This is a genomic window from Acinetobacter sp. CIP A162, from assembly GCF_000367905.1.
Taxonomy (GTDB): domain Bacteria; phylum Pseudomonadota; class Gammaproteobacteria; order Pseudomonadales; family Moraxellaceae; genus Acinetobacter; species Acinetobacter lwoffii.
The window spans coordinates 43074-55401 of sequence record NZ_KB849156.1; the positions used below are offsets into that span (position 1 = coordinate 43074).

General features: G+C 34.5%; 13 protein-coding genes and 1 pseudogene. 11 read left to right on the forward strand and 3 right to left on the reverse strand.

Annotation, left to right across the window (positions count from 1 at the left end):
• Positions 1-431: 431 nt before the first annotated feature.
• The 10 genes from F995_RS00250 to F995_RS00295 all read left to right on the forward strand — a co-directional run bounded on the left by F995_RS00250 (position 432) and on the right by F995_RS00295 (position 9861).
• Positions 432-1622 (forward strand): replication initiation protein, encoded by a 1191-nt coding sequence (locus tag F995_RS00250; RefSeq protein ID WP_004644776.1) that lies wholly within the window; start codon positions 432-434, stop codon positions 1620-1622.
• Positions 1623-1787: 165 nt separating this feature from the next.
• Complete coding sequence (locus F995_RS00255; protein WP_080591875.1) at positions 1788-2816, forward strand: IS701 family transposase; 1029 nt, start codon at positions 1788-1790, stop codon at positions 2814-2816.
• A gap of 622 nt (positions 2817-3438) precedes the next feature.
• Positions 3439-3903: a hypothetical protein gene (locus F995_RS00260; protein WP_004644779.1), complete on the forward strand. Its 465-nt coding sequence runs from the start codon at positions 3439-3441 to the stop codon at positions 3901-3903.
• A 343-nt stretch (positions 3904-4246) separates the two neighbouring features.
• Positions 4247-4765: a hypothetical protein gene (locus tag F995_RS00265; RefSeq protein ID WP_004644780.1), complete on the forward strand. Its 519-nt coding sequence runs from the start codon at positions 4247-4249 to the stop codon at positions 4763-4765.
• A 126-nt stretch (positions 4766-4891) separates the two neighbouring features.
• On the forward strand, positions 4892-5167 hold the full coding sequence (locus F995_RS00270; protein ID WP_016807023.1) for a hypothetical protein: 276 nt from the start codon (positions 4892-4894) through the stop codon (positions 5165-5167).
• A 361-nt stretch (positions 5168-5528) separates the two neighbouring features.
• Entirely contained in the window at positions 5529-5909 is a 381-nt protein-coding gene (locus F995_RS00275; protein ID WP_004644781.1) for a DUF6573 family protein, read from the forward strand.
• Positions 5910-6062: 153 nt separating this feature from the next.
• Positions 6063-6839: a ParA family protein gene (locus tag F995_RS00280; RefSeq protein WP_004644782.1), complete on the forward strand. Its 777-nt coding sequence runs from the start codon at positions 6063-6065 to the stop codon at positions 6837-6839.
• Positions 6840-6842: 3 nt separating this feature from the next.
• Positions 6843-7880, forward strand: a complete 1038-nt coding sequence (locus tag F995_RS00285) for a ParB/RepB/Spo0J family partition protein (protein WP_004644783.1) — start codon at positions 6843-6845, stop codon at positions 7878-7880.
• A gap of 239 nt (positions 7881-8119) precedes the next feature.
• Positions 8120-8788, forward strand: coding sequence for a plasmid mobilization protein (locus F995_RS00290; RefSeq protein ID WP_004644784.1), 669 nt, complete (start codon positions 8120-8122; stop codon positions 8786-8788).
• Complete coding sequence (locus tag F995_RS00295; protein ID WP_004644785.1) at positions 8788-9861, forward strand: relaxase/mobilization nuclease domain-containing protein; 1074 nt, start codon at positions 8788-8790, stop codon at positions 9859-9861. The genes F995_RS00290 and F995_RS00295 overlap by 1 nt, the downstream gene beginning before the upstream one ends.
• A gap of 35 nt (positions 9862-9896) precedes the next feature.
• Here F995_RS00295 and F995_RS00300 read toward each other — a convergent pair whose 3' ends face one another.
• From F995_RS00300 to F995_RS00310, 3 genes and pseudogenes are all read right to left on the reverse strand, one after another.
• The gene (locus F995_RS00300) at positions 9897-10832 is read right to left on the reverse strand and encodes a hypothetical protein (RefSeq protein ID WP_004644787.1); all 936 of its coding nucleotides are present in this window, start codon (positions 10830-10832) and stop codon (positions 9897-9899) included.
• Between the two features lie 69 nt (positions 10833-10901).
• On the reverse strand, positions 10902-11240 hold the full coding sequence (locus F995_RS00305) for a DUF192 domain-containing protein (protein WP_004644788.1): 339 nt from the start codon (positions 11238-11240) through the stop codon (positions 10902-10904).
• 116 nt (positions 11241-11356) lie between these two features.
• Positions 11357-12061, reverse strand: a pseudogene (locus F995_RS00310) (DUF4113 domain-containing protein); the annotation flags it as partial.
• A 53-nt stretch (positions 12062-12114) separates the two neighbouring features.
• Between F995_RS00310 and F995_RS16200 the strand changes: the two are divergent.
• A partial coding sequence (locus tag F995_RS16200) for a transposase (protein ID WP_171062276.1) occupies positions 12115-12328 on the forward strand: 214 nt, incomplete at its 3' end.

Below are 12328 nucleotides of genomic sequence, written 5' to 3' on the forward strand. Positions count from 1 at the left end.
GATTCTTATATATATAATAAATCATTGTTTTATATAGATAATTAAATTTAAGAGCTATTTTTATTGTTTGGGGTAAAAGAAGAAATTTGTATAGGCTTAAAACCATAACTATACGTTTTGTCGCAACCTAAGTATATGATATGTAATAATTTTATTTAAATATCTAAAATTGATTATTTTTTATCAGGGATTTGTTTTAAAAATAGCCATACGTTTTGTCGCATCGTAAGTAATTGAAATAAAACAAAATAGATAATAATAAAATATATTTATTTTTTTATACTACTATAGGGTTATAGAGGTATTTAAAAGACTTTTTATATTTTTTATATTAAAAAACAATAGATTAAAAAGTTATTAAATAACTATACTTGATAAAGGTACTTGTATAGTTATAATGATCTTAATAGATATAACGGATTTACAAAATAATGCAGAAAATTATTGGTTCACAAGGTTTAGAGGACTATACCCAATCTAATACAAGGGCAAAATTGACCGATTTAGTTGTGACCCGCAATGATTTCCCTACAGCCAGATATAGCATTGATCTCAATCTTGAGAAGCTTATGTACTGTGCAATGATCATCGTTAGAAAGAATGAGCTAAAAAATAATACCTCAATTACTCATGACGATTTTATTTATGTGAGCAGCGAAAACTTTGGAGAATTGACTTCTCCAATGGCCAGAAAGGAAGTACTTACAACAACAGATAAACGTGAAATTCAGAGAAATGCGGAAACCGCTTTAAAACGTATTTATACAAAATTTGATAACCCAACAATGTTGGTTAAAGATGGTTTATCTGATGAACCTGCTAAAGTTCCGATGATGACTTATTGCCATTATGACAAAGTAAGTAAATGTATAAAGGTCAGATTTGCAAAAGAATTTTTTGAGTATTTTTATGACTTAGTTAAAAAAGTAGATGAAAAAACTAAATCATTTAGTAGCCATGAACTGAAGCATATTATCTTATTTAATTCGAGCTATTCCCTTCGCTTGTATCGGATCTTAATGAGCTATATGTGGCGCACATCAGAGGTCACTATTGATCTGGAAGAATTAAGATGGATGCTTGAATGTGAGGATAAATATAAAGAGCTGGCCAATTTTAAAAGCCGTGTTTTAAATGTGGCTCAAGATGAAATTAACGAACTTAGCAATATTAATGTTAAATTTGAGAACGTAAAAAACGGAAAGGAAGTAGTTGCTATTAAGTTTATGTTTAACTTGAAAACTGAATATAAAGAGCAAGGACACCTTAAATTTATAGATAAAATGAAAAAGGGTTATCTGGCTGCTGCGATTCCATTTAGTGATGATGGATCACACTTTAAAGCACCTGATCGGATTAAGCATTTCAAACCACCAGTAAAGGTATCTCCGAAACAAATTAGCACCTTAGTAAATTGCGAAGAATTTTTACTAGATTATGGATATTTCTTAGGTAATTTAGACGAGGATACTTCTAAAGTAATCATGCGAACTCTATTAACTGAAAAGTTAGATAAGCTTAATGCACATAAGCCAATAGATATGGACTATTACTTCTGGTTACAGGCAAAACGAGGGATTATTACTAGTAGCAATAATGATAAGAAGGACGATCAGGATTAATATTTAAAAAGCATACCCTCCATATTGTCTTAAACAGACTTCGCTAATTTAAGACAATATGGAGGTTTAATTTAAAACCTTCAAAAATTCTTATTAATCTATATAAAAATAGGACTTACGCATTGACGGATTTAAAAAAGTCTCAAACTACTTTATAACGTATCTGTGATCAGACGAACTAAACATGCTTCTACAGCAACTTGTACATTACCCATTTATATGGGCTTTCTCATGACAGAACCAAACTCTATTAGCTGCACACAACTTGCCGAGACTTATAATATCTCGCATGACAGTGTAAATCGCTTTTTGGAGCGTGAAGACTACACAGCTCACGATCTATATCAAGAAGCAATTCAACACATTGATAATAATAAACTTATAGTCAGTATTGATGATACTGTTTTAGATAAGCCATATAGTCAACATATGGACTTAGTTAGCTATTTTTGGTCAGGTAAACACCACCGATCCGTCAAGGGTATTAATCTCATTACCTTGTATGCGACAGATCAACATGGCAAAAATATTCCAATTAATTTTCGAATTTATGATAAGTCAGAAAGTAAAACCAAGAATGATTACTTTATGGAGATGTTAAGTGAAGTACTCGATTGGGGTGCAAAGATTCAATTCATTACAGGTGATAGTTGGTATTCATCGACTGAAAATCTAAAAACCATAAGAAAACATGGTATTCGATTTATGTTTGGTGTCGACAGTAACCGTAAGGTTTCCCCTGAAAAAGGACAATGGTTTCAACTCCGTTTATTGCCGAATTTTCATCAGGGTCAAGTGGTCTGGCTCAAAGATGTTGGCTTTGTACAATTATTTAAGACTCAGTTAAAAGAACAGCAGAGATTTTATATTGTGCATCAAGATGAAGATGATTTATTGTCCTTTGATGGTTTTTATGAATTACATTCAAGTCATTGGAAAATAGAACAATATCATCGAGTAATTAAACAGGTTTGTCATATTGAAAAGTTTCAAGTAAGACGATCCAAGCTGATTTTGAATCATATTTTCTCAGCCTTGATGGCCTATGTTGAGATACAAAAGAACCAGTTTGAGCGGATCTTTGAAAATGTATATCGTTGGCAGAAGAAATTATTTAGACCAATTATCAAGAACTTTATTGATGAATTTATTCTCGATAAGAATCATCTGCTGCCACAGAAAATCTATAAATAATAGTGCGTAAGTCCTATAAAAAGTATCTTTTCTATTCGCATTCAAATAGTAAAATTTAATAATTAGCTGATTGATACCTTAGTCATGACTAAATATTTGCGTTTAGCCTAAGTGGAATATTTTGCCATCTTTTTAGAATATTAATTTACCCCCATATAATAAAAACAATAACTTAATGTTTCCCAGGATTTGGCCAAACCTGTAATATTTTGCTAATAAATCCAGTCTGATAAGTTTTTAAGAATTTAGTTTTTGCCTTACTTATCCCTACATTTTTTATTTTTCTATGCTATCTGGTCGCTACCCTCCGGAATAGCTTTGTATATACCGCTACTGGAACAAATGGGAGCAGTTGCGGTGCTGCGGTCAGCTCGACAAAATCACAGATTTTGTCGTCTTCGCTTGCCCCTTGCAACGGTAATCAGGGAAGAGAAAATTTAACTGATTGCTTCAGTTCGCAAAGTAGACACTTTGCTCTGATATACCTTCTAGGGATCTTAACTAAACATTGTTATATTTCTTAGTCATGACTAAGCTATTGCTTGAATGTCCACAGGTGGACTGGTATAATGATTTTTATCAGGACGCATCGGGCGACCTGAAATAAAACAGGTATTTAGTTATGAATCAGGATTTAGTTTTAGTATATACATTAAAGAAATCTGAAGTTGAATCAGTCCATTTTTTTGGCTACTTAGACAATCTTAATGAACAATATGTTTGCTGTCTTACTAAAAAGAATGTAGGTCAATTAATACTAGAATTACAAAACAGTTATGGAGAAAGCTTTGCTGCTGCTTCAGTTATGACTGAAAAAGATTTCTTTCAGAAAGAGAATAACTATTTAGAACCGATTGAAATTTCACTAACTGAATATGATGAAATGTTTAATATTCTTCCCCCTGCCCGCACGTATGGAGGTTTTAACTTTGAAATGTTCATGCTACCTGAACAGTTGGGAGGTGGGCTATTCTCACACTTTTTAGTGACCTTTGAGCCATACACTAAAAAACGCCTTAAAGCATATAGAGTGACAGCTTATAGGAATGATCCATTCCATATAATTTTTAATTCTTGTCCAATTTAAAAGAGATCCCCGAAAAGGGGATTTTTTTATAATTTCTTAGTCATGACTAAGGGAAAAAGATTTTTCATCTTGTGTGTTTTAAGCTCATTTTAGCGTGTTGGTGAGTTTGATGTGGAGTAGCCAGAAATAAGATGAAAAAAGGCTATCAGCAGCCTAAGAAACGTAAATATAAGCATTAGAAAAGCAGACCAGACAGAATACTTAACTAATTATTTTTTATAAATTTATATCATTTAAAAAAATTAGTCATGACTAAGTTTTTGCTTGAATGTCCACAGGTGGGCTGATATAATGATTTTATCAGGACGCATTGGGCGACCTGAAATAAAACAGGTATTTAAACATGAAACATTTTTCATCAGTTACATCATTAGACGAGTTAAAACTTCAGTACAAAAAACTAGCTTTCAAAAATCATCCTGATCGTGGCGGTAAAACCGAAGTTATGCAGGAGATTAATAGCGAATATGAACAGCTTTTAAATCGCATTATTAATGAAGCATCAAAAGATCAGTATCAAGATAGTTCCGAAAATGGGCGTGGTTTCTGGTCAAGCCGTTCAGAACACTCTGAAGTTGAGAAAAAAGTAAAACAGGCTATTGATGCAATTATTAATCTGGATGGTTTAGATATTGAAATTATTGGCGTTTGGGTTTGGGTTTTTGGTGATACTAAGCAGCACAAAGACAAATTAAAAGAAGCGGGTTTTGTCTGGAATCGAGTGCAATGTAAATGGGTTTTCATTGGTAAAAAATCAAATGGTCGAGGCAGAATGACCTTAGATCAAATGCGAGATTTACACGGCAGCCAGAAAGTTAAAAAAACCAGAATGGCAGAAGATAAAAAACTTTTGACTGCTTAAAGGAGAAGTCCCCGAAAGGGGGCTTTTTTTTAATATTCTTAGTCATGACTAAACTTTTTCTTGAATGTCCACAGGTGGACTGATATAATGTTTTTCATCAGGACGCATCGGGCGATCTGAAATAAAATGGGTATTAATATGCGAGCTTCAATAGTTGCAATCTTTACAAACTATCCTACAGGTAAACTGATTCATTTTTGCAGTCATAAGGTTTTAACTGGATCAAATAATAATATTTGGTTTCCAATATTTGATGAAAAAACACTATTCCAAGAAATTGAAAAAATCATGATTAATTGCCGAGTAGCTCAAAATGTTACTCATATTGAAAGAATCAGAAGGGGAGATAATGAAAATGGTTACTTTGAAGATTACAGAATTACTTATAACTTAGCCGATTAAGCTAGACCTCCCACAATGGGAGGTTTTTTTTAGTGGCGATTTTTTTGGTTTTTAGCTGGCAAAAAAACATAAAAAATTGTCTATCTGTTCTGCTTTATATACGCTTATTTTGGCCTGTTTAGGATGGTGCTGGGATAACCCTAGCTTTATATATAAAAAAGGCTGTCAGTAGACCAAGAATCGCAAATAAGAGCATTTGAAAAGCGGTTTAGCCAGGTATCAAAACGGATATTTTTCTACTCAATTTTCCCTATAAAAAATTAGTCATGACTAAGTTTTTGCTTGAATGTCCACAGGTGGACTGATATAATGATTTTATCAGGACGCATCGGGCGACCTGAAATAAAACAGGTTAAAAATCATGGAACAATACATTTCAGTTTACACACGTCAGCAAGCCATTGAAGATGGTTTTTTAGTCGCAATCAATTCTATTAGTCCTAAATTAGATGGACTGGCAAAAGAACATTATAAGCATCCTATATGCTTCACTTCTGCGCTTTGGGCGGTAGTTGATAAGGCTGTAAAAAATGAAAAATGGCTTAATGACTTAGAGGGCGTTATTCATGACATTTTATGGATGAGCCGAGCATATAAGACACACCTAAGCCCAAGTGCGGTACGTTTTAATGTGATTATCACAGGCGCAGGTCGCAAGAGAAATCATATTTTAGAATTGCACGTACATGGTGGAGATCAAGCAGAGCCAGTTATAACAATAGGTTATCCTGAAGATTTTTAATTTACGTCCTCCCTTTATGGGAGGATTTTTTTATGATAAAAAACTTAGTCATGACTAAGAAAATGCTTGCAATGTCCACAGGTGGACGTTAAAATATACAGCATAAGGACGCAATAGGGCGACCCTTAATAAGCCATTAAACTAGGTGAAACTATGAAAAAAGTTGTTGCTTCAAATCAAAAGGGCGGTGTGGGTAAATCTGCAATCATTTGCCAGTATGCCCACTATTTAAATTCTTTGGGCTTGCGCATATTAGTCATTGATCTAGACCACCAGAAAAACACTACAAAAGCATTGATTACTGGCGGGGCTGTGACTGTAGCTAATGTATCTGCTTTCGATATACTGACCAAAGAAGATCAAACTATTTCAAATCCTGAAGCCTTTACTTTGGTACAAGCAACACCAGAATTAACAGCTATAGAAAAAAATGGCACTTTGCATAACAACTTTGCCACCAATTACCAGAAGTTTTTAAAATCAGTTGATTCTTTATTTGATGTTTGCCTGATTGATACCAATCCAAATCCCGACATTCGCCAAGTAGCTTCATTAATTGTTAGTGACTATGTTTTAAGTCCAATTCAGTTGAATCAGGAAGCTATTGACGGCATCGGTGGATTACTCAAGCAGATCCAAGCGATTAATCAAAAGCTTAACCCAAATTTAAAATTAATCGGCATCCTTCCGAATATTGTTGAACCCACTCCATTCCAGAAAGACAACCTAAAAGCTATTGTTCAGCATTTTTCAAAGTACCTGATCAAAAACTCTGACGGTAGCTATGCTTTCGTTAAAAAAACGACTGCAATCGCTGAAGCCCAAGCACAAGGAATACCTACAAATAAATTGGGTAAAACTAGCGGTTTTACCGCATGGGCTGAATTAAAAACAGTTTTTGAAAGCATTAACAAGTTTATGGAGATTTAAGGAATGTTAGATTTATCAGCTTTGGAAGGTATTGATCTAGGTAATCCTGCACCAGTAGCAGACGGAACACCTAAACAGATTCCACTTACAGATATTCTTGAAGATCCAGATCAGCCGCGTGTTGAGTTTCCAGAAGATCAGATGCAAAAAATGGTCGAGTCCATCAAGGCTCGTGGAGTTAAAACACCTATTAGTGTTAAACCCCATCCAACAGAACAAGGCAAGTGGATTATCAATTATGGAGCTAGACGTTTTAGAGCTTCAGTGATGGCCGGCAAGGAAGCTATCCCTGCTTTTGTTGATAATGATCATGATGATTATGATCAGGTCATGGAGAATAAAGAACGCCTTAACCATTCACCTATTGAGCTTGCACTTTTCATCCAAAAGAAAATTAAGCAAGGCGAAAAGAAAAACGTAATCGCTAAAAAGTTAAATGAAGATCCTGTTTTTATTTCTACTCACTTAGCTTTAGTAGATATGCCAGAGTGCTTATCTAAGGCTTATGATGCAGGTTTTAAATCTCCAAAGACTTTGTATGACTTACGCAAACTTTGGGAATCATTCCCTGAAGAAGTAAGCGCTTGGGTGGATGAATCTTTAGAGAATGGTCAAGACATTATCAGATCGAGAGTACAGGCTCTATCTAAAAAGTTAAAAGAACCTAAGCAAGCTGAAGCGACTGAAGCAGATCCAGAATCAGAACCACAGGCGCAAGAAAGCCAAGAGCAAACCGCCATTATTGATGATAATGAATCTTTCAATTTTGAGGGGAATGATCAAGCTGAAGCGACTGAAGAACCTGAAGTTAAAAAACTGATGGATCAATCGAACCAGAAAGAGCAGCCAGAAGCTAAAGAAGAAGATCCAGACAAAATCAAAAAACCGCTTTTAGTTGTTATTCATGACGGCCGACAAGCGAACCTGATGCTAAATAAAAAGCCTACTTCTTTGGGTTTTGTATGGATCAAATACGAAGATGGAACAGAGGTATCTGTAGATTGCAGCAGCCTTGAAATCGAGTATTTACAAGAAGCATAAATCTACCAATGGAAAAAAACCTTGCTTATGCAAGGTTTTTTTTGGCGGGTTATCCCGACTACCTAGCTTTATTACTCTTAGTCATGACTAAGGAAAAAAGAGGGAAAAATGAATAAAAATAATCTATGGCAGGATAGGCAACAGCCGTTAAAAACTTTAATTTGTGACACAAATTAAAGTTATACTATTCTTTCAGAATAGCTATCGAAAATATTACTTTCGATAAAGGTACTGGAATCATGACGAAATCAAACTTGGATCAAGTTTTAAAATTTAGGGTTAGCAATGCCGTTTATGACTGGTGGCAAGCTAAGTGTGAGAAGCAAGGAATCAAGAAAGGTGAGCCTTTCCAGAGGGCTTTAGAAAATGCGTATAAGAAAGAAAATGATCCAGATTATTCAGGACAAGATTTTTCCTTGAATCTTGAAAGGGACTTAGCCGAAAAAATCTATCAGTTAGCTAAGTTTGAAGAAGTAGATCCAAATGACCTGATCAAAAAAATGATCAAGGAAAAGTTATCTGAAATAGAAAAAACGCAAGACGTTATAGATGTATTTGAAAAAACATCACGCAAAGAATTACGGCTTAAACCGAGTTTGATGAAAGCAATTAATGAAAAAGCAGCACAGGTCGGCATGAAACCGAATCAATATATCATTTCGGTTTTAACAGCTAATGTCACAAAAGATTCAATATTCTTTAGCCAAGAAGAAGCTCTTAAACTTGGCGAATCAAATAGTCAGCTTTTGGCGATTGGTAGAAACCTAAACCAAATGGCTAAGAATATGAATCATGGTATTTATGAATCTTACGATAGAGAATTTGTCGAGCGAGTACATCAGCTAGTAAAAGCTCAAGTTAGGCATGTTTTCACTGTATTAGAGCGCAATAAAAAGAGGTGGGAATAATGGCTAACGGAAGCAGTAAGACTACCAGAGAAGTGCAAAGCACCTTGCTTGCTCATGGTGAGCAGCTACTCAATGGATCTAAAGTTAGGCGTGTTAATCAGACCCAAAGTTTAGATACTTTTTTAAATGACCTGTCTAAGCCTAAAAATGGATCTGGCCATTCAGCTAAATCAGCCCCTAAAGCATCTCCAAATGGCGTTAAAGCAACTTTAGATAGAATTAGTAAAAAGACCCCTGAAGTAATGGTCAAGGTTACTGGTGGAGGTAATTCTATGGGGAAGGTGAAAGCCCACATGGGATATATCACACGGAATGGGCAATTAGAGGGAATTGATCAGGACGGAAATAAAGTTAATGGTAAGGATGATATAGAAGATACTGCTGAAGATTGGCAAATGTCAGGTACACCTATTTCTGATGAAGAATCTAAATATAAGCAGGCTTTTAATATTGTGTTATCTATGCCGAAAGGTACGGATGAAAAAGGCGTTTATGATGCTGCAAAAGAATTTGCAGAGGAACATTTTAAAGACCATAAATATATGATGGTGCAGCATACCTTTACCAATGACCCTTCAAAAGATCCAAGTGAAAACCCGCATGTGCATGTTGTTGTTAAAGCTGTTTCTGAAAAAGGGGATCGGTTAAATACTAGGAAGGCTGACCTTCAGGAATGGCGAGAAAGTTTTGCTGAAAAACTAAGATCCAGAGGGATTGAAGCTAATGCGACAAAACGGATAGCTAGGCTGCAAAAAAATAGAAGTGATAAACAGTCAGTTAAACAAATGAAAGAGCAAGGCAAATCGTTTAAGCGATATGGTAAAAATAAGGCCAGTCCAGACCGTGTGCAGAAAGCTAAACAGCAAGAAAAAGAAGCATTGACGCATTACAAGGAAATTACTAAAGCTCTAGCACAGTCACCCGATCTGCAAGATAGGAAACTAGCAGTTGATCTAGTGGACTATTTACGGAAACAGGTAGAAGTGAAAAAAACAACGCCACAGCCACAGATTCAACCTAATAAGCTAGATCCGCAGCAGGGAAAGAGCAAGGGGAAAGAGCAAGATAGATAACAAGGTCAGGCACATTATTGTGCCTTAAATGCCCTTTAAAAATCCTGAATTTTCTGAGCGGGCATACCTAATTTAAACATTCTATTAAGCTCAGAAATTGCATATTTTAAATCTTTTTCAGGCATATCCTTAACATCAAAATATTCAATTTGGCCAAACCTAGCTTTATATAATGCTATTCGTTCTATTCTGTGTCGTTGCATCTGCACCGTTGACGACATAATCCGATCCATTAAATAGAATAAGTAATATGATGTGATTTGCATACTGTCTTTGATCATAAATCCATGATTTATAGTGGTTTTATAGTCATACAGCGTTTTATTAATACAAATATCTGCATCTATCCCACCTAGTGCAACACGAATATTTGCAGAATATCTAGGATTGTATGTGATCAAACTATCAGGCTTAATAAGTCCATTCTTAATGAATACATTATCAAAATTTTTGACTAGGGAAGATATATCTTCGTAAACCATTTTCTCCGTTGGTTTTAGTATTTCCTTCTTTGTTGCTACTGGTAGAAATCCAGATCGCCATAGATTTTCCAATTTAGCCATGAGAATAATTCCACCAATAAAATCTTCACTTATTTCTAAATTGTTTGATCTATTAGCTAGTAAAGAATCTATGTGCTTTTGCATTTTTTTATATAATATCAAAATGCTTTTGTTTTTAGTTTCCTCTAGAAAGCTAGTAATTTGAGGTTGCTCAAATTCTTTAGCACTCAATTCAGTATTCGTGTAGTAAGCACAAATTATTTTTGATAAGTAGTCAAATGCTGTACCAACCAAGCCTGAATCATAACTATTTGTTAATTTATATTCACTCATCACTTCATAATTAGTAAAAGGAGGAATACCACTGTAAGTTTTGAAATCTTTTTTTTGGGGTGCGACACTTTTTATAATTTCTTTCACTTCTTTGCACTTAGGATCTGAAGATTTCAGTATCGACATTAAAGACATATTTTATACTTTTTCCAAGCAGTTACTATTCAAGTAATTTTAGGCATACTAAAGACTAAATTGAAAAATCTAAATTTTTAATCTTTCTAATGCAAATTGAATCTTTTCTTTGGGGCAGTACTGCTTTTGGGAAAACTTTTCCATTACAGTTGACCCAATAATTTTTTTATTTGCATTAAAGAAAAATATTTCTAAATCATAAGGTACATTGACCATATTAAAACAGGTATAAATTGGCTTTTTCCATGTGAAAACTAATGGTTTTAATAAAGGATTTTCTTTAAATCCTATTTCTTGATCATGTTCCCTATACAGATAAAGAGCCGTTAATTTTTTTCCATTAAAGTTAAAAGTCTTTAGTTCTTTTTCTTGATCAAAGTAAGGGTTATAAACCTGTTTAAAGGCCATAACAGACACTACTATTAAAAGAGCTATAAACGCTGCATATTTTAATTTCAATTCCTGTTATTCCTTTTAGCCAAGTGGCAAGTTACATGCAAAGAAATTGTCTTAGTCATGACTAATTATTTAACACTCATAAGTTGATCCCATTTAAAGTAATTGGGAGACAGCTTATTATGTGACATATTCCAATTTCTATCAGGTAGCATACTGGCACCTAATCCTATTTTTCTCTTACCAAATTTATTCTGTATATCATCGAGTGAATCCATAAGCTTATTACTTGATTCTATCTTATTCATGTCCGTGAACAGGTCATAAATATGAGTAGCTTTAGGTTCAAGACAAGTGAGGATAACTCCACATTTTTTAAATCCAATATTCTTCTGGTATAGCTGATCAATCATTGAGGTAGCAATTTTAGAAAGTAATAAACTATTGTCTGATGGATCGGGTAAAGCGTAAGACAAAGATTTATTATAAAAAGGCTCAGAACTATCAAATGGATTAGATTGCACAAAACTAATAATACAGCCACATAGTAAATTTTCACTTCTTAGACGGCTTACGGCATCTTGAACATAAAGAGTAATCGCTTCTTTAAGATCGTCACAGCTATAAACTTTCTGGCCAAAGGAACGGCTTGCTATTATTTGTTTTTTTGCTTTAGGACTTTGCTCAATTTCAATGCAAGAGATTCCCTGTAATTCTAATATTGTTCTGTGCATGACTACAGAGAATTGATCTCTAATCATTAAGGGGGAAGCACAGACGAAATCTAGAACTGTATTAATGCTTAGGCTATTCAGCTTTTTAGTATGCTTTCGGCTTTGTTGCACAAACCTATCTGTAACGGCTTTTTCAGCGATATAATTTTCAAATGAAGAAGCCTACACAGAAAATCTACCGCACAACCAATTGGCCCGCATATAACCGAGCACTCATGAGTCGCGGAAATATTGCCATTTGGTTTGATCCTGCTACGCAATGGTATGCGCCATCAAAAGGCAAACAAGGGCGAAATCAAACCTACTCCGACGCAGCCATCCAATGCTGCTTAATGATTAAATCCTTATTCCGTCTGTCTTTACGTA